Annotated in this window: 18 protein-coding genes and 4 tRNA genes; 12 read left to right on the plus strand and 10 right to left on the minus strand. The window is 36.4% G+C overall.

From position 1 onward, the window contains the following. Window positions 1-102: 102 nt before the first annotated feature. A complete protein-coding gene (locus D1094_RS04945) occupies window positions 103-315 on the plus strand; it encodes a hypothetical protein (RefSeq protein WP_118958982.1) in 213 nt (70 codons plus the stop codon). A 184-nt stretch (window positions 316-499) separates the two neighbouring features. Here the strand turns inward: D1094_RS04945 and uvrB are convergent, their stop codons facing one another. Beyond that, the gene (gene uvrB, locus D1094_RS04950; RefSeq protein ID WP_404851443.1) at window positions 500-2,509 is read right to left on the minus strand and encodes an excinuclease ABC subunit UvrB; all 2,010 of its coding nucleotides are present in this window, start codon (window positions 2,507-2,509) and stop codon (window positions 500-502) included. 5 nt (window positions 2,510-2,514) lie between these two features. Then, window positions 2,515-3,894 (minus strand): MATE family efflux transporter, encoded by a 1,380-nt coding sequence (locus tag D1094_RS04955; protein WP_118958984.1) that lies wholly within the window; start codon window positions 3,892-3,894, stop codon window positions 2,515-2,517. 193 nt (window positions 3,895-4,087) lie between these two features. Here D1094_RS04955 and D1094_RS04960 point away from each other — a divergent pair, with 193 nt between their 5' ends. The 5 genes from D1094_RS04960 (at window position 4,088) to D1094_RS04980 (ending at window position 5,447) form a co-directional block, all read left to right on the plus strand. Then, entirely contained in the window at window positions 4,088-4,309 is a 222-nt protein-coding gene (locus D1094_RS04960; RefSeq protein ID WP_118958985.1) for a hypothetical protein, read from the plus strand. 231 nt (window positions 4,310-4,540) lie between these two features. Continuing rightward, window positions 4,541-4,616 (plus strand) — tRNA-Asn (locus D1094_RS04965). Between the two features lie 147 nt (window positions 4,617-4,763). Then, a tRNA-Asn gene (locus D1094_RS04970) sits at window positions 4,764-4,839 on the plus strand. Between the two features lie 147 nt (window positions 4,840-4,986). Beyond that, window positions 4,987-5,062: transfer RNA gene (locus tag D1094_RS04975), tRNA-Asn, on the plus strand. A 291-nt stretch (window positions 5,063-5,353) separates the two neighbouring features. Next, a tRNA-OTHER gene (locus tag D1094_RS04980) sits at window positions 5,354-5,447 on the plus strand. A 57-nt stretch (window positions 5,448-5,504) separates the two neighbouring features. On the opposite strand, the gene D1094_RS04985 is transcribed toward D1094_RS04980, so the two are convergent. The 5 genes from D1094_RS04985 to clpS form a co-directional block, all read right to left on the minus strand. Then, window positions 5,505-8,612, minus strand: coding sequence for an efflux RND transporter permease subunit (locus D1094_RS04985; protein WP_118958986.1), 3,108 nt, complete (start codon window positions 8,610-8,612; stop codon window positions 5,505-5,507). Beyond that, window positions 8,609-9,856 carry an efflux RND transporter periplasmic adaptor subunit gene (locus tag D1094_RS04990; RefSeq protein ID WP_118958987.1) on the minus strand — a complete coding sequence of 416 codons (1,248 nt, stop codon included), beginning with the start codon at window positions 9,854-9,856 and terminating at the stop codon, window positions 8,609-8,611. The genes D1094_RS04985 and D1094_RS04990 overlap by 4 nt, the downstream gene beginning before the upstream one ends. A gap of 5 nt (window positions 9,857-9,861) precedes the next feature. Then, on the minus strand, window positions 9,862-11,352 hold the full coding sequence (locus D1094_RS04995) for an efflux transporter outer membrane subunit (protein ID WP_182440096.1): 1,491 nt from the start codon (window positions 11,350-11,352) through the stop codon (window positions 9,862-9,864). Window positions 11,353-11,658: 306 nt separating this feature from the next. Next, window positions 11,659-13,920 (minus strand): ATP-dependent Clp protease ATP-binding subunit ClpA, encoded by a 2,262-nt coding sequence (clpA, locus tag D1094_RS05000; RefSeq protein WP_118958989.1) that lies wholly within the window; start codon window positions 13,918-13,920, stop codon window positions 11,659-11,661. 20 nt (window positions 13,921-13,940) lie between these two features. Continuing rightward, window positions 13,941-14,261: an ATP-dependent Clp protease adapter ClpS gene (clpS, locus tag D1094_RS05005; protein ID WP_118958990.1), complete on the minus strand. Its 321-nt coding sequence runs from the start codon at window positions 14,259-14,261 to the stop codon at window positions 13,941-13,943. A gap of 250 nt (window positions 14,262-14,511) precedes the next feature. Here clpS and cspD point away from each other — a divergent pair, with 250 nt between their 5' ends. Then, the gene (cspD, locus tag D1094_RS05010; protein WP_118958991.1) at window positions 14,512-14,730 is read left to right on the plus strand and encodes a cold shock domain-containing protein CspD; all 219 of its coding nucleotides are present in this window, start codon (window positions 14,512-14,514) and stop codon (window positions 14,728-14,730) included. Window positions 14,731-14,802: 72 nt separating this feature from the next. Here cspD and icd read toward each other — a convergent pair whose 3' ends face one another. Further along, window positions 14,803-16,053: an NADP-dependent isocitrate dehydrogenase gene (gene icd / locus D1094_RS05015; protein WP_118958992.1), complete on the minus strand. Its 1,251-nt coding sequence runs from the start codon at window positions 16,051-16,053 to the stop codon at window positions 14,803-14,805. A gap of 307 nt (window positions 16,054-16,360) precedes the next feature. Further along, entirely contained in the window at window positions 16,361-18,592 is a 2,232-nt protein-coding gene (locus tag D1094_RS05020; RefSeq protein WP_118958993.1) for an NADP-dependent isocitrate dehydrogenase, read from the minus strand. A 177-nt stretch (window positions 18,593-18,769) separates the two neighbouring features. Between D1094_RS05020 and D1094_RS05025 the strand changes: the two genes are divergently transcribed. The 5 genes from D1094_RS05025 (at window position 18,770) to D1094_RS05045 (ending at window position 23,550) form a co-directional block, all read left to right on the plus strand. After that, on the plus strand, window positions 18,770-19,372 hold the full coding sequence (locus D1094_RS05025) for an rRNA large subunit pseudouridine synthase E (RefSeq protein ID WP_118959120.1): 603 nt from the start codon (window positions 18,770-18,772) through the stop codon (window positions 19,370-19,372). An 88-nt stretch (window positions 19,373-19,460) separates the two neighbouring features. Continuing rightward, on the plus strand, window positions 19,461-20,597 hold the full coding sequence (gene mnmA, locus D1094_RS05030) for a tRNA 2-thiouridine(34) synthase MnmA (protein ID WP_118958994.1): 1,137 nt from the start codon (window positions 19,461-19,463) through the stop codon (window positions 20,595-20,597). A 63-nt stretch (window positions 20,598-20,660) separates the two neighbouring features. Beyond that, on the plus strand, window positions 20,661-21,290 hold the full coding sequence (gene hflD, locus D1094_RS05035) for a high frequency lysogenization protein HflD (RefSeq protein WP_118958995.1): 630 nt from the start codon (window positions 20,661-20,663) through the stop codon (window positions 21,288-21,290). A 44-nt stretch (window positions 21,291-21,334) separates the two neighbouring features. Next, window positions 21,335-22,702, plus strand: coding sequence for an adenylosuccinate lyase (gene purB, locus D1094_RS05040; RefSeq protein ID WP_118958996.1), 1,368 nt, complete (start codon window positions 21,335-21,337; stop codon window positions 22,700-22,702). Between the two features lie 374 nt (window positions 22,703-23,076). Beyond that, window positions 23,077-23,550 (plus strand): GNAT family N-acetyltransferase, encoded by a 474-nt coding sequence (locus D1094_RS05045; protein ID WP_118958997.1) that lies wholly within the window; start codon window positions 23,077-23,079, stop codon window positions 23,548-23,550. Window positions 23,551-23,561: 11 nt separating this feature from the next. On the opposite strand, the gene D1094_RS05050 is transcribed toward D1094_RS05045, so the two are convergent. Beyond that, entirely contained in the window at window positions 23,562-23,963 is a 402-nt protein-coding gene (locus tag D1094_RS05050; protein WP_259337821.1) for a DUF4826 family protein, read from the minus strand. Window positions 23,964-24,119: the final 156 nt, after the last annotated feature.

A 24,119-nucleotide genomic window follows, 5' to 3' on the forward strand; every position in this document is an offset into this window, starting at 1 on the left:
TAACTCTTCCGTAAAGGTAGTTTTAATAATAAATCCTTATAACCCCTCGCGTTTGCTTGTTCTAGACTTAAAGAGTATCCAAAGAAATGTTAAGGATCCTTTATGAGTGCTACTTGGAAATACCCCGCTAGACGATTAATGAAAATGATCGACGCAAACAATGAAACGCAAGTTCATATGTATTTAGAGCAATTTTTATTATTTCCCGTCGATATACAAGATCGTATTATTGAAGATATAAGTCATTTACCTCACTGTAATAGCGATGCTATCGCAGAAATAATCTCAAATCACTCCATCGTCGACTTACGATGATATTCCTAAACGTTTATATTAACTAATCATCACATCAGCTCGAAATAATAAATAGCTCCCTAGCGGCTATTTTTCCTTGCTTCTTTGTTAACTTATCTTCTTAAGCCTACTAGCTGAGGTTAACTAACTTATACGAACTTTATTTAATGCGTTGCTAATAACTTCTCATTTACTTCGTTCAAAGTTAACTAGATAATTGCTGAGTTCTTAATCGAGCAATATTATCTCGAATAGATGCTGCCTGCTCAAACTCGAGGTTTTGCGCGCACTGCAGCATGTCTTTTTCAAGCTGTACTATTTTATCATCAATTTCTTTTGTTGAGAGCAGTGGCTCATCTGCATTGTAATTAGCCGTAGCTTGTGCAACTTTATCGAGTTGTTTAGCATTGCTATAGCCATCAACATCCATAACGTCAGTTATTTTTCGAATAACTCCTTTTGGAACAATACCATTATCAAGGTTGTATTGATGTTGCTTTTCTCTTCGTCGTTCTGTCTCATCTATCGCTTTACGCATAGAGCCTGTGATTCTATCAGCATATAAAATAGCTCTGCCGTTAATGTTTCTAGCAGCTCGCCCTATGGTTTGAATTAATGAACGTTCTGAGCGTAAAAAACCTTCTTTGTCTGCATCTAGAATAGCAACAAGAGAAACCTCAGGCATATCTAACCCTTCTCTTAATAAGTTAATGCCAATTAATACATCAAACTTGCCTAAACGAAAATCTCGAATTATCTCCATACGTTCAACGGTATCTACATCAGAATGCAGGTAACGTGTTTTAACACCATGCTCATCAAGATAGTCTGTTAAATCTTCAGCCATACGTTTAGTTAATGTGGTAGCTAACACACGTTCATTAATTGGAACACGCTTATTGATTTCTGATAGTAAGTCATCAACTTGCGTTTCTACAGGGCGCACTTCTATTTCAGGGTCTAATAGGCCTGTGGGCCTTACAACTTGCTCAGCAATATCACCTGAAGATTTTTCAATTTCATAATTACTTGGTGTTGCTGATACATAGATAGTTTGTGGGGCTAAAGCTTCAAATTCATCAAACTTCATCGGTCGATTGTCTAATGCTGAAGGCAACCTAAAGCCATATTGAACTAAGTTTTCTTTACGAGACCGATCACCTTTGTACATAGCGCCTATTTGCGGCACTGTCACATGAGATTCATCAATAATAAGTAAGCCATCTTTAGGCAAATAATCGAATAACGTTGGTGGAGCTTCACCAGGCTCTCTACCAGAAAGGTATCGAGAATAGTTTTCAATACCTGAGCAGTAACCAAGTTCAGTCATCATTTCAATATCAAACTGAGTTCTTTGTGTTATACGTTGCTCTTCTACTAGCTTATTATTCTCTTTAAGCTGTGCAGAGCGGTCTTTTAATTCTATTTTGATTGAATCAACTGCGGCAAGTATTTTCTCTCGAGGAGTAGCATAGTGAGTTTTAGGATAAATAGTTACGCGAGCAAGCGTTCGTTCAACTTGCCCTGTCAGTGGATCAAATTGACTTATACGCTCAATTTCTTCATCAAACAATTCAATTCTTAATGCTAGGCGATCCGATTCAGCAGGAAAAACATCAATAACATCTCCTCTAACTCGGTATGTCGCTCTGGCAAAAGCAACATCATTTCTTGTGTATTGTAACTCGGCTAATCGTCTTAATATGTCTCGTTGATTAATAATGTCGCCTACACTGATATGTAACATCATTTTTAGATATGAGTCAGGATCACCCAAACCATAAATAGCAGAAACTGAGGCAATAATAATAACATCACGACGCTCAAGTAATGCTTTAGTAGCAGATAAACGCATTTGCTCAATATGCTCGTTTACCGAAGCATCTTTTTCAATAAATGTGTCTGTCGTTGGCACATACGCTTCAGGTTGATAATAGTCATAATACGACACAAAGTATTCTACGGCATTGTCGGGAAAAAACTCTTTCATTTCGCCATACAATTGTGCAGCTAGGGTTTTATTGGGTGCTAACATCATCGTAGGACGATTAAGCTTTTCAACCACGTTAGCAATAGTAAACGTTTTACCTGAGCCAGTGACACCGAGCAATGTTTGATGAGCTAAGCCTGAGTCAATCCCTTCTAATAATTGCTTTATAGCCGTAGGTTGATCTCCACTTGGTGTATATTCAGATTCAAGAGTTAAAGATTTCACGATGTTTAAGCCTTAGATAAAACACATTCTTGAGTAAATTGCTTACTAAACAATCGGTATGATATAGCTGCCATAACAACATTACCTAACAATGCACCGACGAAAAAACCTGTTAAGCCATAAAAATAACTCCCCAGATATGCAAGAGGAACATAACAAACAAACAACCTAATAACACTTAACGCCAATGCAACCATAGGTTTATGAAGTGCATTAAAAGATGAGTTGGTTAAAATGATAATGCCTTGTAATCCATAACCTAGTGGTAAAATCCACATAAACAGTTTGATAATATCTGAAACCGCCTTTTCGTTGGCAAAAATACTCGCGATAAATGGCGCACTTATTAAAAGAACGATGAAAATAATCACTTGCCAAATTAATACAAATTTAACTGATACTTTATAGGCTTCTTCTACCCTGTGCATTGAGCCTGCACCAAAGTTTTGACTTATAAAAGGAGGTAATGTCATCGACATTGCTAATACAACAAGACATGCAATAGATTCAATTCGAGAGCCAACACCAAAGGCTGCAACAGCAGACTCACCATAAGTTGCCACAATGGCTGTCATGATAGCAGCTGCTATAGGTGTGAGCATATTTGCACCCGCAGCGGGTAAACCAATTTTTAAAATATTTTTACAAGCTGGCAATAAGTTTTTTATTGAGGATATGTGTGTATGTAGCAAATTTAGTTTTTTCGTTAAAATATTTAGAACAAAAAACAAACCAAATATCCAAGATATTAAGGTAGCAATTGCAGCTCCTTGTATTCCCATTGCAGGTATAGGACCAAAGCCAAAAATAAAGATAGGATCTAAAATCGCGTTAATCAACCCTGCACTGCCCATGATAATACTGGGTGTTTTTGTATCACCTGATGCCCTTAAAACCGCATTACCTATCATAGGGCCAATTAAACAAACACTACCGATATACCAAATATCCATATATTGATGAATTAATGGCAATAATTGCTCTTGTGCACCAAGTGCAGTGAATAGTTGATCAGTGAATAAATAACCAACAAATGATAATGCAGCGACAATAATCGCAGCAAGATACATGGCTGCCGTAGCTGAGTCTTTAGCTGCGCTGTGATCTTTCTTTCCTAAAGACCTAGCTATGACCGCTGAAGTACCAATCCCTAACCCAATAGTTAAACTAATGACAGTAAAAGTAACAGGGAATGTAAAGCTTATTGCGGCTAAAGGCTGTGTGCCAAGTAAACTAACGAAAAAAGTATCTATCAAATTAAACGTCATCAATAAAACCATGCCATATATCATAGGAATGGTCATACGCTTTAAAGTGTTAGCAACTGGATCTTCAAGTAAATTTACAGGCTTTTTGCCTTGGGCTAATGTTGTTGTTTTGGTCATTAAAAATTTCAATAATAAAAGAATAAAAGCAAGACGGACGATATTGTAAAAGAATAACAATATTATATATAGCTATAGACTGAGCTTGACCGAAATTATTTTTAATAGCAAAGTAAAAAACGTAATCAAATATTTTAAAACGAATCTAAATAAACAAGCTATTAAATAACTTAGCCTTTTTAATTAGATTCAAATGCCCAACTCATTGCTATTTAACACACAAGCAAATGAGCAATTATTTTCACCTGAACAAAAAACAACCCAAGTAGACAAAAAAGCATCTCAAAATAATAAGCCATTGAAATGTATGGATTTATATAAAAACAATAAAAAGATTGACTTCACTACAGCCCTTATTGAGCATATAGGTAGTTTATTGTTACAGTTTAACCCACAAAGTTATCCACAACTTTAGTGGATAACTGTTAATAGATCCTAAACAGAAACTTTCACTAACAGTAAATGAGTCACTAGAACAAAATCCCAACATTTTCTGCATTTAAAACAAACTGAGTGAGCATATTTCAAGCAAACAAACTGATAAATGATTTTTTTATGATTTTAGTATTGACACTAGAGCCACAGGACTTTAATATTCCGCCCCGTTAGCCAATATGGTTAACGCGCTAATCGAAAGAAAAGCAATTCCCCAATAGCTCAGTTGGTAGAGCGATGGACTGTTAATCCATGTGTCACTGGTTCAAGCCCAGTTTGGGGAGCCACATTATACAATTAGTGATAGTTGTTAGAGCAGTAGAGCGATGGTCTGTACTCTCTTAATAAAAGCATGTGTCACTGATTGGTTACTCAAGCCTAGCTTGGGGAACCACATTCAACTTCACTGATAAACAGAAGTTAAAAAAGTTTATTCCCCAATAGCTCAGTTGGTAGAGCGATGGACTGTTAATCCATGTGTCACTGGTTCAAGCCCAGTTTGGGGAGCCACATTATACAATTAGTGATAGTTGTTAGAGCAGTAGAGCGATGGACTGTACTCTCTAAATAAAAGCATGTGTCACTGATTGGTTACTCAAGCCTAGCTTGGGGAGCCACATTCAACTTCACTGATAAACAGAAGTTAAAAAAGTTTATTCCCCAATAGCTCAGTTGGTAGAGCGATGGACTGTTAATCCATGTGTCACTGGTTCAAGCCCAGTTTGGGGAGCCACATTCAATGTGTTAAAAAACCTGCTTATAGCAGGTTTTTTTTCGTCTTGAGAAAACTAAAAATAAATACTGCTAAACAGAACTATTATAAGTTTATTCCCCAATAGCTCCGCTCGTAGAGCGATGGACTGTACTCTCTTAATAAAAGCATGTGTCACTGACTGGCTTTTCAAGCCCAGTTTGGGGAGCCACATTCAATGTGAAAAAAAACCTGCTCATAGCAGGTTTTTTTTCGTCTTGAGAAAACTAAAATAAAAATAACTGCTGCTTAACAGAACTAATATAAGTTTATTCCCCAATAGCTCAGTTGGTAGAGCTATGGACTGTACTCTCTTAATAAAAGCATGTGTCGCTGACTGGCTTTTCAAGCCCAGTTTGGGGAGCCACATTCAATGTGTTAAAAAACCTGCTTATAGCAGGTTTTTTCATTATTCATGAAATAATTATTGCTCGTAGCTGGGTTCTATTATTTTAATTTTTAGCAATTTTTTAACATCTTCCACTAACATATAGTTTATTGGTACCAGTAACAAAGTAATAAACGTTGCAAAAATTATCCCAAAACCTAACGAGACAGCCATTGGAATTAAGAATTGTGCTTGTGTTTCTTTTTCAAACAATAATGGCATTAAACCAATAAAAGTAGTTAGTGAAGTTAGCATAACAGGTCTAAAACGTGATTGCCCTGCGGTAATAACTGCAGATATTAATTTTCCACCCGCTATTCTTTTTTTATTAATAAAATCTACTAATACTAAGCTATCGTTAACCACAACACCGATTAAGGCCATTAATCCTAACAAGCTCATTATGGTAAGATTCATTCCCATGATCCAATGCCCTATTACGGCCCCAATTGCGCCAAAAGGGATAACCGACATTACAATAAGAGGCTGGCTATATGATTTGAAAGGTATCGCTAACAAACAGTAAATAATAAAGAAAACAAAAATCAAACCAACATACAAACTATTAAATGATTCAGCCTGTTCTCTTGCTTCTCCCTCTAAACTATAACTCATGCCTGGATATTTAATCACAAGCTGAGTAAGAAATTCTTCAAGATCATTATTAACAATAAGCATATTGGTTTTGGTTTTATCGATATCAGCAGTAATGTTTACTGTTCTATATCGGTCAATACGTCTTATCTCTGTCGGGCTTTTACCAGCTTTTAAATTAGCTACATGAGACAGCGGCACTTGACTACCACTTGGTGTATTAACTAACATATCGGTTAGATTGGAAACTGATAAACGTTCTTCAAGCGGGAAGCGAAGCATTACCCTAATATCATCCCTACCCCGCTGTATTCGCTGTACTTCAGCTCCAAAGAAAGCATCTCTTACTTGTCTAACTAAACCAGTTCTAGTCAGACCCATCGCGTGACCTTGCTCTGTTAAATCTATTTGTAACTCTTCCTTGCCATCAGATAAACTGTCGGCAATTTCAAAACTTGTTGGGTAGGTTGCAATCTTTTGTTTTACTTCTTCAGCTGCCTGCTTTAATGCATTAAGATTTGTTGAAGTAAGTTGCACATCAAACGGATCGCCACCGCGTCCAAACTCAGCCCTAAAAGTGATACTTTCAGCGCCGGGAAGAGCACCAATAGCATTACGCCATTCTCGTACGATTTGGCTTGAACTTATACCACTTATGTTTTTTTCTGCTGGTTGAATCTCAAACCTCACTTGGCCTGTATTACTACCTCTTCTACCCCCTGTAATCGCTAAAATATTAAGAATAAGACTTTCATCTTCGCCATTTTTATATTTTTTCTGTAACTCATGTGCCGCATCAGACATTTTGACAATATATGCATCAACAACATCATAACTACTCCCAACAGGCATGGTTAAACTGGCACGAACTGTTTCACTCGGTATGCGAGGAAAAAAAGTAAATTTCATCCAACCACTTGATATAAAGGAGATAATCAATATAAGCACTCCAACAAATATTGATAATGTTAATAAACGATATTCTAATGCTTTAGTTAAAATTGGCTGATAATATTTTAATATCCCTTTTTCAAATCCATCGGCAAAACGCTGTTGCCATTGTGAAAAGCCAGATTGACTCGCTTTATCTTTTCGTGGCTTTAAGTGTTTAAGGTGAGAGGGCAAAACAAATTTAGACTCTATCAATGAAAACAGTAATACAGGTATAACAATAACTGGAATTTGAGCAAACATTGCTCCACGTTGTCCGTCAATAAACCCTAAAGGTAAAAATGCAGCAATCGTTGTAAGAATACCAAATGTTACAGGTGTCGCTACTTCTTGTGTGCCTTTAATTGCGGCATCAATACCTGACTCTGATGTACCAAGGTGACGGTAAACATTTTCACCTGTAACAATAGCGTCATCAACGACAATACCAAGCACTAAAATAAAACCAAATAAGCTGATAACATTTAATGAAATATCAAAAATTGGCATCACAAGAAAAGCCCCCATAAAACTAACTGGAATACCAATTGATACCCAAAAAGCAATGGAAGGCCTTAGAAAGAGTGTTAGTAAAAGCAGTACGAGAAAACCACCTTGTAAAGCATTTGAAACTAAAGTATTCAAACGCGCTTTTACCACTTGAGAGTCATCATCCCAGTAACTTAAAATAAAACCTTCAGGCAATGTGTCTTGACGGTTTTTAATGTATTCCTTAACGGCGTCAGCAACTTCTATAGCACTTTGGTTGCCTATTCTAAACACTTCAATTAAAGCTGCTTGTTGCCCATTAAAGCGGGCTCTTAAAGGTGTTTCTTCAAAACCATCTGTTAGTACTGCTATATCTTTTAATTTTATTATACTGCCGTCTGGATGAGTTTTAATAACTATGTTATCGAACTCATCTTTTCGATAAGCTTGCCCTTTGGTACGAACTAAGACATCACCGCCTTCTGATCGAATGTTACCTGCAGACATATCAACTGAGCTTGCATTAATAGCACTTGCAATATCAGATAGTGAGATATTAAACTCTCTAAGCTTATGTTGCTTAACCGCAATACTTATTTCGTAATCACGTACCGCATCTAATGATACTTGAGTGACTTGCGGTAAACGTAATAAGTCATCCCTTACTTGTTCAGCAAACTCTTTTACTTCTTTCTCAGAGTAAATTGACGAAACCGTAACAGCCATAACGTCACGTTTTCTCTGCTGTAGCGCGATTATCGGGTTTTCAGCATCGACCGGAAAGGTATTTATAGCATCAACTCTACTTTTGATATCTGACAGAAGTTCTCTTGCATCAAAACCAGACTCTGTTTCGATTGCTACTGTTGCTGAGCCTTCTACTGATTTGCTAGTGATTTTTTCAATACCCTCTAAATCTTGAACCGCTTCTTCAATACGTATAGCGATACCTTGCTCTACATCTTCAGGGGTTGCACCACGCAAACTCACACTGACACTAATAACATCAGATTCAAAAGCTGGGAAAACCTCTAACGGTATACGTGTTTTTAATGACATCAATCCAAATATTAAAATAGATATCATTAATAAATTTGCAGCAACATGATTTCTAGCAAACCAAGCTATCATTTCGATTCTCCGTTAGCTTTATTGTCTTTCTTCGCTAGTCGTTCACTTTTTGTTAAACCGACTTTTTTGTTAACAACACCATCAATTGAAGATATAGACACTAAAGTACCTGATGTTACTTGGCCTAACGGTGTTAACACTAAATGCTGATTTTCTTTTAACCCCGAAGTAATTATTGAGAAAGTCTCATTTTGCCAAGCAATTGAGAGCTCCTTTCTTATTAAACGGTTATTCTCGACTAAATAAACGTAGCTGCCTTGATATATAGCACTATTCGGGATTGCTAATACATTATGTAAAGTTCTCCCTTGAATGCTTGCACTAACATATTGACCAATTTTAATAGGCATAGTATTACGATCTGTAATACCGTAAGGGTCATCGACTTGAGCAACCACATAAAGCTGTTGTGCATTTTGATCAAATGCCCCCTCAGTTCTTACAATATGTCCAAGCCATTCTTGCTTCACTGAAATTTCAGAGAAAATTGACACTTTTGGGTACGACTGACTGATAAAGTTATTGTTTTTGTCATTTTCTGGTAGTTCAATATACGGTAAATCTATATTTTTAAGTGGCAAACGAATTTCTACATAGTCAGTTGCATATATTTCAGCTAATTGATTACTTAATGAGACAACTTGACCAATATCTACGTACTTATTGAGTATTCGTCCATCATAGGGAGCTTTTATTCGGGTCCTCTCTAAGGCCAGTTTAGCTTTAGACAACTTCGCTTCTGCTGATAGTACTGTTGCTTGTGCTGCTAAAAGTTGTGGTTTGCGTAAAACAAGATCAGGTGCTTTATCTTCATTCCCCAAACGTTGCCAATCTTGTAGTGCCTGCTCTACCCTTGCTTGTTCTTCACTTAATGCTTGCTTTGCCGTGAACAAAGAGGCTTGAGCTATTTTTATTTCAACTTGATAATCACGATCATCAATTTCAACCAGCACTTCACCCTTTTTAAAGAAGCCACCTTCATGAAAGTTAGGACTAATAGCATTTATTTGACCTGATACTTGCGGCAATAGCATGCTCTGCGTTCGAGGCTGAACCGTGCCATAACTAGATAAAGAAAGTGTTAAGTCTTTCAACATTAATGTTTGCACATCAACCATTAGTTGTGGCGAGTTACTCGGTCTAGCTTTTTTAGCACTTGGAGGAAAGCTAGTAACGGTATACGCTATTACAATAAAGGCACCGAGTACAACGAGAGGTAATATTTTTTTTGTTAATAAATTCATAGCATTCACTTAAAGTTTGAAGCAGGTACGGAAGGTGTAATATTCGTTGCTGTTAGCGTCTCAGACGATTTGAAATTGCCACCTAAGGCAACATATACAGATATTCTGTTTTGCAATAATTGGTTTGTTAATTGAATTAAGGAGGTTTGTGCATCAAAAGCTCTTCGCTGAGATTCAAGTACCGTGGTATAGCTAACAAGTCCTTTTAGGTACTGATTAAAAGATAAATCTTCAGCAGCTAAAGCATTCTCTTTCGCTAAACTATAATGTGAGAATTGTTCTTTTAAAGCGCTTCTATTGCTAATTTGCTCTTCAACATTAGCAAATGCTTGATAAACATCCCCTAAATACTCCTGCTCCTTTTGAACAACTTTTAAACGTGCTTGTTCTTCTAACGAATCTAGCTTACCCGCATTAAATAACGGCATCGTAATATTACCAATTAATGACCATGCTAAGGTGTCGACATCCAGTAAGTTTGATAACTCATCTGAACTGTTACCGGTATTAGCATTCAAAGAAATTCTAGGAAATTTTGCTTTGTGCGCGACAGCAAGACCAGCATCTAGTGCAAGTAACTCATACCAAGATGCTCTTATATCGGTTCTTCTTGTCAATAACTCACCTGGCAAGCCCGTAGGGATATCATCAGTGATCACTGGTAAGGTTTTATTTGTTGATAACTTTGCACGGGGATAATCCCCCATAAGTAACTCTAATTGCCTACTCGCCCTTAAAACAACCTGTTTCTGATCAGCAACACGTGCAAACTCTCGATTAACATCGCTCTGTGTTAAATAAACATCTAATGCTTGGCTCAAACCTAATCGATATGATGCTTGTATCGTTGACAAATTGTGTTGAAGATTATCAGCTCTATTTTGATATAAGGCTAGCAGCTGAGAAGCTTCAACAAGATTAAACCAACTGCTAGCTAGCTCTGCTACTAAGTTAATTTTACTACCTTCATAAATGGATTTTGCTGCAGCAAAATTTAACTTATCTTGTAATTGTTGATCAGATAACCTGCCCCATAAATCAACTTCATAGCTTAATTGTAAACCTAATTCATTATTGGTCTGATAGCTCTCAGTAGCGTTAGTGACTCTTTTATTTCGACTGCTTGTCATTGCTAAAGACAACTCAGGTAAGTCTGACGCATTAGAAATATTTAATTTTTGCTGGGCAATGCCCATAGCTGCGAACTGAGCTTTTAATTGGTAATTATGTTGCAAAGCATAATGCACCATCCTCGTTAACATAGGATCTTTGAGGCTACTTAACCAGCCATCAAGCTCAACAAAATCATTGATATTTTCATCAGTTTTTACTATTTCCCCTACGGATGAAGACTTTTTATCGGCATTAGCCTGTAGTTGTGATTGCCATGATGTTGGGCTTTGAAGGTTTCTGGTTTTTTCACTTATAGCTGTCTCTGTTGCACACCCAAAAACAAAAATGCTAATCAATAAAGATGGAAATATGGGTTTGAACACTTTACTTTCCTTAATGCTATAAAGCTTATGCTTGTAGGTCATACTTATAGTTCTATCGCTATTTTGTTAATTATCTAAGTCAAGCATAATAAATAAAGTTACAAGAAGCCTCAAACAACTTTACATAAACTTACACTCAACCTTTATATACATTTAATTTATTAAAATACTAATAAAAATAATAATCTATCATGAAAATTTAACTGCTGCTTTTATAAAGTTTGTGAGGATTTGTTAACGAGTAACCATAAAAAAACCTAACTAATGTTAGGTTTTTTTATGGTTACTTTCAGAATAAATCGTTAATTATTTTGAAGTGACTAATTCTTGTTTACTTTCAAAATTAATCACAAGTTTATCTTTTTTCACAGATACTTTTGCAATACCACCATGGGTTAATTCACCAAAGAGTAATTCATTAGCTAGTTCCTTTTTAAGCTTCTCTTGAATTAGTCTACCCATAGGACGCGCGCCCATTGCTTTATCATAACCTTTCTCTGCCAACCAAGTTTTCGCACCTTTGGTTAGCTCTAATGATACGCCTTTCTCATCAAGTTGCGCTTGTAGTTCAACAATAAATTTATCAACAACTTGTAAAATGACATCCGTAGATAAATGATCAAACCAAACAATATTATCTAAGCGGTTTCTAAACTCTGGAGAAAAAACTTTATTAATTTCACTTAACGCATCAAGGCTGTGATCTTGTTGCTGAAAACCAATAGATTGTCTAACCGTTTCTTGAACACCAGCATTAGTAGTTAATACCAAAATGATATTTCTAAAATCAGCTTTGCGGCCATTATTGTCTGTTAAAGTGCCATGGTCCATTACCTGTAAAAGAATGTTATAAACATCTTCATGTGCTTTTTCTATTTCATCTAAAAGCACAACTGCATGGGGATGTTTTAATACAGCATCAGTTAATAAACCACCTTGCTCATAACCTACATAGCCAGGAGGTGCACCTATTAGACGGCTAACAGCGTGTTTTTCCATATACTCAGACATATCATACCTAAGTAATTCTACACCTAATATCTTAGCTAATTGTTGCGTAATTTCTGTTTTACCAACACCTGTAGGGCCAGCAAATAGAAATGAGCCAACTGGCTTTTCATCATTTCCAAGGCCAGCTCGCGATAACTTTATAACAGAGCTTAATTCATCAATCGCTTTATCTTGCCCAAAAACCACAAGTTTAAGATTACGATCTAAATTTTTCAGACTATCTTTTTCAGTTGATGAAACAGATTTTTCAGGAACACGAGCCATCTTAGCAACAATGGTTTCTATATCGGTATTATTAATAACTTTTTTGCGCTTGCTTGGTGCAACTAATTGCTGTTTTGCACCAGCTTCATCAATAACATCAATGGCTTTATCAGGTAAAAATCGTTCATTAATATACTTAGCTGATAACTGTGCTGCTGCATGTAAGGCTTTATTGGTATAACGAATCCCATGGTGTGACTCATACTTATCCTTTAAACCTTGCAATATTTTCGTGGTATCTGCAATGCTTGGTTCAGCAATATCTATTTTTTGAAAACGTCTAGCAAGTGCTCGATCTTTTTCGAATATACTTTGATATTCTTGATAAGTTGTTGAACCTAAACACCTTAATTTCCCTGCCGATAATAAAGGCTTAATTAAGTTTGATGCATCCATCATCCCACCTGATGCAGCGCCTGCACCAATAATAGTATGAATTTCATCAATAAAGAGTACAGCATTAACATCGTTTTCAAGTTCTTTTAATAACGCTTTAAAACGCTTTTCAAAATCGCCTCTATATTTGGTACCAGCTAATAATGCTCCCATATCTAATGAATAAATAGTGGCATCATTTAAAAAATCGGGAACTTGTTCATTTACAATTAAATTAGCCAATCCCTCTGCTATCGCTGTTTTTCCTACGCCTGCTTCACCAACAAATAGCGGGTTATTCTTACGACGACGACTTAATACTTGTAGTGTACGTTCCAATTCTTCATCACGTCCGATTAACGGATCTATGTTTCCTTTTAAGGCTTCTTCATTGAGGTTAACAGCGAAGTTTTCAATTGTTCTGGGCTCTTCTTCTACTGGCTGTTCATTTTCACCTACATGATTAGGCGAATCATGGCTTTCAATCTTGGCAATGCCATGTGAAATGTAATTCACAATATCTAGGCGGCTAATATCTGCCTTTTTAAGAATGTAAGCAGCTTGAGACTCTTGCTCACTAAAAATTGCCACAAGCACATTTGAGCCACTCACTTCATTTTTACCTGATGACTGTACGTGAAAAACAGCTCTTTGTAATACGCGTTGAAAGCCTAGTGTTGGCTGAGTTTCTCTTTCATCTTCCCCCACAGGAATCATAGGGGTTGTTTCATTAATAAAATCTAATAAACTTTTCCGTAATTTCGATAAATCGGCACCACAAGCGCCAAGAGCCTCTATCGCAGAAGGGTTATCTAAAAGTGCCAGCAATAAATGCTCAACCGTCATAAACTCATGGCGTGACTCTTTGGCTTGGCGAAAGGCTAAGTTCAATGATATTTCTAGGTCTTTGTTCAGCATAGGTACTCCAATTAACTATGTTATGCTTTTTCTACCACGCACTTTAATGGGTGCTCATGTTCAAAAGCAAAACGGACAACATGATCTACTTTGGTTTCTGCAATATCTGCAGTAAATGTGCCACAAAGGCCCTTACCTTTATAATGAACGGTTAACATTATCTCTGTTGCTTGTTCAGCGTTTTTATTAAAAAACTTCCTTAATACTTCTACAACAAAATCCATTGGTGTGTAGTCATCATTCAGTAAGAAAACATGGTATTTAGCCGGCTCTCTTACCTGTTTTTCAACTTCATCTTCAATAGCGGTATCACTATCAAATAACTCTTTCCAGTTACTCATATATTTATCTTAGACTCTTGTAATCACTTTTGCTGTAACTTTTCTGTTAATAAATCATAAAAAAGTGTTAATTTTTTATCTTTTTAACTTGACTAATTCAGGAAATTATCTACGATTCTATAAGTGGCTATTTTTTAGCCTCTTAATTGCTTGTGTAAATGCAATAGCTTAGTTTTAGCCTATTTTAGGCATTTTAAAAAGCTAAGTTAAACATAATTCATAACTGAAGGATATAGAAGGAAGTAGATGTATGGCTCACGGTACAGTTAAATGGTTTAATAATGCAAAGGGGTTTGGTTTTATTCGTCCAGAAAGTGGTGGTGAAGATATTTTCGCACATTACTCAACAATAGAAATGGATGGGTACCGCACATTAAAAGCAGGACAGGATGTTAACTACGAATTAAATGAAGGACCTAAGGGTCATCACGCAGCGAGCATTAAGCCAGTTATTGATGAAATTGAATAATTGGATGTAACTAAAAAATAAGCAAAGAAAAACACAGCAATCGCTGTGTTTTTTATTTTATACATTCATCGATTACATATGTTCGATAATGCAATCACCAAACTCAGAACAAGTCACCAAAGTTGCCCCATCCATTAAACGTTCAAAGTCATAGGTAACCGTTTTAGCACCTATTGCACCTGACATACCTTTTAATAATAAATCTGCCGCTTCATACCAGCCCATATGCCTTAACATCATTTCCGCTGATAAAATAACAGAGCCAGGATTAACTTTATTTTTACCTGCATACTTTGGAGCTGTACCGTGTGTAGCTTCAAAAATGGCAACATCATCACTTAAGTTAGCGCCTGGGGCAATGCCTATACCACCAACTTGTGCAGCAAGTGCATCAGATAAATAATCACCATTTAAATTTAATGTTGCTATAACACTGTACTCAGCAGGTCTTAATAAAATTTGCTGTAGCATCGCATCGGCAATAACATCCTTAATAATGATTTCTTTACCGGTATTAGGGTTGTTAAATGAACACCAAGAGCCACCATTAATTTCCTGCGCACCAAATTCACTTTGCGCTAATTCATAGCCCCAATCCTTAAAGGCACCCTCAGTATACTTCATGATATTCCCCTTATGAACTAAGGTTACGGAATCTCTATCATTATCAATAGCATATTGAATAGCTTGCCTAACAAGTCGTTGTGTACCTTCTTTAGAAACTGGTTTAATACCAATACCGCACTCTTGTGTAAAACGGATTTTTGTTACTCCCATTTCTTCTTGCAAGAAATTAAGCAGTTTTTTGGCGTCATCACTTCCGCCTTTATATTCAATGCCCGCGTAAATATCTTCTGTATTCTCCCTAAAAATCACCATGTCAACTTCGCATGGTTTTTTAACAGGGCTCGGTACACCGGTAAACCACTGCACTGGTCGCTGACAAACGTATAAATCTAAGATTTGTCTAAGCGCGACATTCAATGAACGCATGCCTCCACCAACAGGTGTCGTTAATGGGCCTTTTATTCCTACTTTATATTCTTTAAACATGGCTAATGTTTCTTCAGGTAACCAGGTTTCTGAATCATATAGCTGGGTCGCTTTCTCTCCAGCATAAACTTCCATCCAAGAAATCTTTTTATCACCACCATAGGCTTTTTTGACAGCAGCATCGACAACTTTAATCATAGGAGGCGTAACATCAATACCAATACCATCTCCTTCAATAAAAGGGATGATAGGGTTATTTGGAACTGACAATTTACCATCAATTGTCGTGATTTTTTCACCTGAACTAGGAATTGTGATTTGACTTGTCATAAAGCATTCTCCTAAAAGAAATCTTACTTTGTTATCACTTTATAAATATAAAGTAGCAAAGCTGAGTAAATTAATAGTGAGTAATTCACTATTTAGGAATACGTTAAAGTAAATTTGTTGGCTAGACTAATAACCAAGCAGTGATAGTGGTTATTATGATGATGAATATTGCTCGCTAGACTAAAGTCTAATAAGGAAGCATGAAAGCAAAACAAGAATATTAAGGATAAAAAAAAGGCTAAGTTCATGACTTAGCCTTTCCCATATTCACCATTTAAAGTGCTTTTATTGAATACTATTTAATAAATTATAATAACGCAGACAAAATAGTATTTAATGTTTCACTTGGGCGCATCGCTTTTTCAGCTAACTTAGTATCGGCAAAGTAGTAACCATTAATATCCATTGCAACACCTTGTGCGTCATTTAATTCTTTCACAATTTTTTCTTCTTGTTTAGATAATGCTTGAGCAACACTCGTAAATGTAGATTGCAACTCTGCATCTTTGTTTTGCTCTGCAAGTGCTTGTGCCCAGTACATTCCTAAATAGAAATGACTACCACGATTATCTAATTCATTCACTTTACGTGAAGGTGATTTGTTCTCATCTAAGAACTTACCCGTTGCTGCATCAAGTGTATCAGCTAACACTTGAGCTTTAGCATTACCTGTACTCACAGCAACGTGCTCTAATGAAGCAGCTAACGCTAAAAATTCGCCTAAAGAATCCCAGCGTAAATGGTTCTCTTTTTCAAACTGTTGAACGTGCTTAGGTGCAGAGCCACCAGCACCAGTTTCAAATAAACCACCACCATTCATAAGTGGCACTATTGAAAGCATTTTAGCCGAAGTACCTAATTCTAAAATAGGAAATAAATCAGTTAGGTAATCACGTAATACGTTACCGGTTACTGAAATAGTATCTTCACCTTTAGCACAGCGCGCTAAAGTAAATTCACAAGCTTTAACAGGCGCTAATATTTGAAGTTCTAAACCAGCTGTTTCGTGATCTGCCAGGTAAGTATTTACCTTTTTAATCATTTCAGCGTCATGTGCTCGATTTTCATCTAACCAAAAAACTGCTGGCGTATTCGATGCTTTAGCTCTAGTAACCGCTAGTTTCACCCAGTCTTGAATTGGCGCATCTTTCACCTGACACATTCTGAAAATATCGCCTTGTGCAACATTTTGCTCAATTAATACATCACCGTTATCATTAACTACACGCACAACACCGTTACCTTGCATAGTAAATGTTTTGTCATGTGAGCCGTACTCTTCTGCTTTTTGAGCCATTAAGCCAACATTAGGTACTGTACCCATAGTAGTAGGATTAAAGGCACCGTTTTCACGACAAAAATCAACAACGGCTGAAAACACACCGGCATAGTTACGATCTGGGATCATAAATTTAGTATCTTTTTGCTTACCGTCAGGACCCCACATTTGCCCTGAAGCACGAAGTGCAGCTGGCATAGAAGCATCAATAATTACGTCACTTGGTACGTGCAAGTTGGTAATACCTTTATCAGAGTCAACCATTGCTAATTCAGGACGCTGTGCATAGATAGCTTGTAAATCAGCTTCAATCTCTGCTTTTTTGTCAGCTGGTAAACGTGCTATTTTCGCGTACACATCACCAATACCGTTATTTGCATCAACACCTAATTGTTCGAAAGTATCAGCATGCTTTTCAAAAACTTCTTTATAGAAAACTTTTACCGCATGACCAAACATTATTGGGTCAGACACTTTCATCATGGTCGCTTTAAGATGCAAAGACAGTAAAACATCTTCTTCTTTTGCTTTTTTAGTTTCTGCTTCAAAGAACTCAACCAGTGCTTTCTTACTCATTACTGACGCATCAATAATTTCTTTATCTAATAATGGCATTTTTGATTTTAAAACAGTGACATCGCCATTTTCTGCAACATATTCAATACTTACCTTTGTTGCTCCATCAATAGTGACTGATTTTTCGCTACCATAAAAGTCACCTGATTCCATATGCGCTACATGAGATTTAGACTCTTTAGACCAAGCACCCATTGAATGTGGGTTATTACGTGCGTATTGTTTAACAGAGCCAGGAGCACGACGGTCAGAGTTACCTTCACGTAGTACTGGATTTACTGCAGAACCTAACACTTTTGCATAAGTTAATTTAATTGACTCTTCCGCTTCATTTTGAGGTTCAGCAGGATAGTCAGGTAAGTCATAGCCCTTTGCTTGTAATTCTTTAATGGTTGCTTGTAATTGTGGAATTGAAGCAGAAATGTTTGGTAATTTAATAATATTTGCTTCAGGTGTTTTTGCTAATTCACCTAATTCAGCTAATGCATCATCTATACGTTGCTCTTTAGTCAAATATTTAGGAAAATTAGCTAACACACGACCGGCTAATGAAATATCACGCGTTTCAACATTAATACCAGATGAGGCTGTATATGCCTGAATAATCGGTAATAAAGAATATGTTGCTAAGGCTGGCGCTTCATCGGTAATAGTATATATAATTTTAGAGTTATCAGTGCTCATTGAGTTTCCTACTTTAAATTTGCCCAATGCTGAAATGAATATCAATTCACATATACAGAATTTAAATTCACTTCATACATAAAAATATTTTGCGCGCATAATATAGTATTTTGACTCTAATTTATATAGCTTCAACGAATAGCTGACACTTTTTTAATGATAAAAATGGCAATAAAGATGCACAATAAACGCTATAACAAAGGAATAACACAACCCCACAAGAAGGTACGACCAGTTGCAGAAAATAGAAAAATTGTTCTATTTAATAAGCCTTTTGATGTTTTATGCCAATTTACCGATGAAAATAACAGAACAACGTTAAAAGATTACATTGATATACAAGGTATATACGCTGCGGGAAGGTTAGATAGAGACAGTGAAGGCCTCCTGTTACTAACCAATGATGGAAAACTTCAACATAAAATTGCTAACCCAAAAAAGAAAACTGAGAAAACATATTGGGCACAAGTTGAAGGAGTACCGACGGAGCAGGATTTAGAAAAACTAAGACAAGGCGTCGAATTAAAAGATGGCTTGACCCAACCGGCCAAAATTAAACTAATGAATGAGCCTGACATATGGGAAAGAAATCCTCCCATAAGGGAGCGTGCATCTATTCCAACATCATGGCTAGAAATTACCATATCGGAAGGAAGAAATAGGCAAGTAAGACGAATGACTGCTCATATTGGCTACCCTACTCTCAGGTTAATAAGATATCGTATTGGAAATTGGACCATCAACAACATAAAAAATGGTGCTTATACAGTAATAGAATAATACAAACCCTAGCAACTATTTAATCAGGGTTATTGACGTGTTATAATTTTGCGCCTTTTTATTTTGCAGTAACTTAATAAGTATTTATATGTCTCAAATCAGTTCAAGCCACCTAGAAAAGTCACCTGAGCAAACCAAAGTTATTGTTGGTATGTCAGGTGGTGTTGACTCATCTGTATCGGCTTACCTTCTTCAACAGCAAGGGTATCAAGTTGAAGGTTTATTCATGAAAAACTGGGAAGAAGATGATACTGACGAATACTGCGCTGCAGCAGAAGATCTTAAAGACGCACAAGCTATCTGTGAAAAGTTAGGTATTAAATTACACACCATTAATTTTGCGACTGAATATTGGGATAATGTATTCGAATATTTCTTAGCTGAATACAAAGCTGGTAGAACACCAAACCCAGACATTATGTGTAACAAAGAAATAAAATTTAAAGCTTTTTTAGAGTTCGCCTGTGAAGATTTGCAAGCAGACTACATTGCCACTGGCCATTATGTTCAAAGAGAATTTCGAAATAATAGATGGGTCATGGTTCGAGGTAATGATAATAATAAAGATCAAAGCTACTTCTTATATACCTTGAACGAACAACAACTTGCGAACACACTTTTTCCCGTTGGGCACATAGAAAAACCTGAAGTCCGTGCTATTGCTGAGCAAGCAGGTTTAATTACACACAATAAAAAAGATAGTACAGGCATTTGTTTTATCGGCGAGCGTAAATTTAAAGACTTTTTAGCTCAATATTTACCAGCACAGCCAGGTGTCATTGAGTCAGCTGAAGGCGAAAAGGTTGGTCAGCATGATGGTTTAATGTACCACACACTGGGCCAACGCAAAGGACTACGTATTGGTGGTTTAGCTAATGCTGGTGAAGAGCCATGGTATGTTGTAGAGAAAGATTTACGCCGTAATGTGCTCATTGTTGGACAAGGACATAATCACCCTAGATTATTTTCTAAGGGGTTAATTGCTAATCAATTACATTGGGTTACTAGAGAAGAACTTACACAGCCGATTCATTGCACCGTTAAAACACGTTATCGCCAAGAAGATGTGCCTTGTACTGTTACTCCTATTTTAGATAATGGTAATGGTGAATACCGTATCGATTTTGAAGAGCCTCAAAGCTCGGTTACTCCTGGGCAATCGGTTGTTTTTTATCAAGGCGATGTTTGTTTAGGTGGTGGCATAATAGACACACTATTAAGATAAGTAATCACTTTCGCAAATCAGTCAGGCTAATAGCCTATTTTTCCAAATATAATTTAGAGCGACATGAAAGACCAAATAATTACGCTAGCAGCTTTATGCCAAGTTGCCAACTTAGTACAACAGGTATCTAGAAAAGGTCAAGCAAATGAGACAGAGCTTGAAATGTTACTTAATAGTATCATAGAAACCTCTCCTGCTAACACCTTAGCCGTTTATGGTGGAGATTTACAGCATATTAAAACCGGCCTTACGTTATTAATAGAACACTTAGGCGACAATAAAAATTCGGGTGATAAAGTTAAAGACCCTGAGTTTACCCGATACTTAATCAGTTTAATGAACTTAGAGCGTAAGTTAGTGAAGCAACCAAAAAACCTTGCTTTACTAGGTGAGCGTATCGAAGACACTAAAAGGCAATTAGCACACTATGACATAACAAGTGAGCCCTTAATTGCTAGTTTCGCCAGTATTTATAGTGACATTATTAGCCCCCTTGGTGCAAAAATCCAAGTGACAGGTGAACCGGGTTTACTGAAACAAAAAACAAATCAATACCGAATTAGAGCCTTACTGCTTGCCGGTATAAGAACCGCAGTACTATGGCGCCAAGTCGGCGGAAAACGTCGCACGATACTATTTTCTCGAACTAAATTAGTTCAAGTAGCGAAGCAGCTTTTAGCTTCGTTAGATTAAAACAACTTATTTATATTTATTGTATTAACAATTAGGAATCAATTATGGAACTTTCAGCGTTAACAGCAGTATCACCAGTAGATGGTCGTTACGGTAGTAAAGTTAAAGCATTACGCCCAATCTTTAGTGAGTTTGGTTTAATTAAATACCGTGTTACCGTAGAGGTACGCTGGTTACAAAAACTTGCTAATACTGATCAAATCAATGAAGTTCCGGCTTTCTCTGAGCAAGCTAACCAAGTGCTAGATGCTATTGTAACTAATTTTAATGAAGAAGATGCTCTTCGAATTAAAACAATAGAAGCAACAACTAACCACGATGTTAAAGCAGTAGAGTATTTCCTAAAAGAGAAAATTGCTGACAATGCTGAATTAAATGCCGTTACTGAATTTATTCACTTTGCCTGTACTTCTGAAGACATTAATAACCTTTCTCACGGTTTAATGTTAAAAGAATGCACAGAGCAAGTATTGCTACCCGTTATTGATGACATTTTAGCTGAAATCAAAGCATTAGCCGTAGAATACAAATCTATTCCAATGATGTGTCGTACACACGGACAACCTGCTTCACCGAGTACACTAGGTAAAGAAATGGCGAATGTATACGTTAGATTACAACGTCAACGTGAACAAATCGCTAATGTAGAGTTACTAGGGAAAATTAATGGTGCTGTGGGTAACTATAATGCTCATATCAGTGCTTACCCTGAAGTTAACTGGCATGATTTTGCCAATGAATTTGTTAGCTCACTAGGTTTAACTTGGAACGCTTTCACCACCCAAATAGAGCCGCATGATTACATTGCCGAGTTATTTGACGCTGTTGCTCGATTTAATACGATATTGATCGACTTTGATCGCGATGTTTGGGGTTATATTGCCTTAGGTCACTTTAAACAAAAAACGATTGCGGGTGAAATTGGTTCATCAACTATGCCACATAAAGTTAATCCAATTGATTTTGAAAATTCAGAAGGTAATTTAGGGATTGCTAATGCCTTATTTAGCCATCTTGCTCAAAAGCTGCCAATCTCTCGCTGGCAACGTGACTTAACTGATTCAACAGTTCTTCGTAATTTAGGTGTAGGCTTTGGTCATGCACTAATTGCTTATCAAGCAACCTTGAAAGGTATTAGCAAACTTCAAGTGAACGAAGAAAGCTTAGCGGCAGAATTAGACAGTAACTGGGAAGTATTAGCAGAGCCTGTTCAAACAGTTATGCGTCGATATGGCATTGAAAAGCCATATGAAAAATTAAAAGATTTAACACGAGGTAAACGTGTTAATGGTGACTCTATGCGTGCTTTCATTGATGGCTTAGAATTACCTGAACATGCAAAAGCTGAATTAAAAACATTAACACCTGCTAGTTATATTGGCCGTGCAGTTGCGTTTATTGATGAGTTGTAAATGTTAAAAACGTAATACTTGTATTTATTCAAAAAGAAGGCTGAGGTCTTCTTTTTTTATGCCCTTAAAAAATTTGATACCAAGTCAATCAATAAACTAATCATTTAGCAACCAGGTAACAGCTCAAAATAAATGAACTATATCTTAATAATTTTGTTTATTGTAAACCCGCTAATTAAGCTCTAAGGTGAATAACTTATTATTTCGATTGGTATAATACCTATATTGTTAGCTACTTCACCTAAAATATAACTTTTTATTGGCATTTATATAGGTTGTAAACTAGGCTGAATTAACCTTTGTAATTAATAATCACTCACATTTAGGTTATTTATTACATTAATTTTTAACGTTAATTAAACATAGGTTAAGTAATGTCGTACAGTATTGGCAGAGTAAAGTGGCAACAAGCAGCACCGTTATTAAAAAACATTCGAGAAAAAGTCTTTATATGTGAGCGAAGAATTCCTAAGAAGGTCGAATTTGACCAAGGTGATAGAACCGCATATCACATGCTAGTTTGCGATGACAAAAGCCAAGAACCTATAGCAACAGGAAGAATATCTCCAGAAGGTGAAATTAGTAGAATTGCCGTAATAAAAGGTTATCGTAGCAAGAAAGTAGATAAAGTGGTTATGCAGGCTTTATTTAGAATAGCTCAAGAGTTATCACTGACAGAGGTCTACATATCATCACCACTTGATAAGGTCGAATACTTTATTGCTCAAGAATTTCAACCTATCGGATCTGTATATATGGAAGTAGGAATGCCAAAACAACGTATGGTCTGTTCAGTTTCTTCAGCAATATCACATGCTGAAGATGCAAACTTCTACTTCACACATTAATCAAAACTTTATTATTGCCAAAGAGCATCGTCTTCATAGAGTTGATAAAGCCCTTCTGAACGGCTTACAAGCAAATTAGCAAAGTCTGTTTGCGATTTATCTTCAGCTCTAAATAAGTTTTCAGCTTGCATTTGCCATTTTAAAGCAAAATGACGTAACGCTTCTCGTGCAGAAGATGCTACATCGACACTACTATGATCTGTCGGTAAATCACCACATAAAACCCACACTTTACTGCCATCGTTCAAGCTTAATTTCCAAACAGCTAAAATAGGAACTAAATATCGGCTTTCTTCAATAATAACACTTTGTGTAATCAAGCCTTTTGTTGCGAGATATTTAGTGGCAACTTGATATTGCTCTCTCGTCCATTGCTGTTGTTCTGCTTCTGTCATTTGTTTAGCTTGAGTCATTAATTTTTCCTACTACGCTATATTATTTCTACTGCAATAAGCTAACTGAGTATTTGTTAATTTATTAGTTGTATCTTTTTATGAACACTTAGAGAAAATTGACTTTCACGTTAATTCTAGTTGCTTACTAGCCTGTAAAAAGTCTAAGTGCTATTG

The sequence above is a fragment of the Colwellia sp. RSH04 genome, assembly GCF_003545765.1.
In the GTDB taxonomy this organism is placed as follows: Bacteria; Pseudomonadota; Gammaproteobacteria; order Enterobacterales; family Alteromonadaceae; genus Colwellia.

Coding starts and splice junctions, on each gene's coding strand:
- D1094_RS04945 (WP_118958982.1), top strand. CDS start 103: ATGAGTGCTACTTGGAAATACCCCGCTAGACGATTAATGAAAATGATC.
- D1094_RS04955 (WP_118958984.1), bottom strand. CDS start 3,894: ATGACCAAAACAACAACATTAGCCCAAGGCAAAAAGCCTGTAAATTTA.
- D1094_RS04960 (WP_118958985.1), top strand. CDS start 4,088: ATGCCCAACTCATTGCTATTTAACACACAAGCAAATGAGCAATTATTT.
- D1094_RS04985 (WP_118958986.1), bottom strand. CDS start 8,612: ATGATAGCTTGGTTTGCTAGAAATCATGTTGCTGCAAATTTATTAATG.
- D1094_RS04990 (WP_118958987.1), bottom strand. CDS start 9,856: ATGAATTTATTAACAAAAAAAATATTACCTCTCGTTGTACTCGGTGCC.
- clpA (WP_118958989.1), bottom strand. CDS start 13,920: ATGCTGAACAAAGACCTAGAAATATCATTGAACTTAGCCTTTCGCCAA.
- clpS (WP_118958990.1), bottom strand. CDS start 14,261: ATGAGTAACTGGAAAGAGTTATTTGATAGTGATACCGCTATTGAAGAT.
- cspD (WP_118958991.1), top strand. CDS start 14,512: ATGGCTCACGGTACAGTTAAATGGTTTAATAATGCAAAGGGGTTTGGT.
- icd (WP_118958992.1), bottom strand. CDS start 16,053: ATGACAAGTCAAATCACAATTCCTAGTTCAGGTGAAAAAATCACGACA.
- D1094_RS05020 (WP_118958993.1), bottom strand. CDS start 18,592: ATGAGCACTGATAACTCTAAAATTATATATACTATTACCGATGAAGCG.
- D1094_RS05025 (WP_118959120.1), top strand. CDS start 18,770: ATGCACAATAAACGCTATAACAAAGGAATAACACAACCCCACAAGAAG.
- mnmA (WP_118958994.1), top strand. CDS start 19,461: ATGTCTCAAATCAGTTCAAGCCACCTAGAAAAGTCACCTGAGCAAACC.
- hflD (WP_118958995.1), top strand. CDS start 20,661: ATGAAAGACCAAATAATTACGCTAGCAGCTTTATGCCAAGTTGCCAAC.
- purB (WP_118958996.1), top strand. CDS start 21,335: ATGGAACTTTCAGCGTTAACAGCAGTATCACCAGTAGATGGTCGTTAC.
- D1094_RS05045 (WP_118958997.1), top strand. CDS start 23,077: ATGTCGTACAGTATTGGCAGAGTAAAGTGGCAACAAGCAGCACCGTTA.
- D1094_RS05050 (WP_259337821.1), bottom strand. CDS start 23,963: ATGACTCAAGCTAAACAAATGACAGAAGCAGAACAACAGCAATGGACG.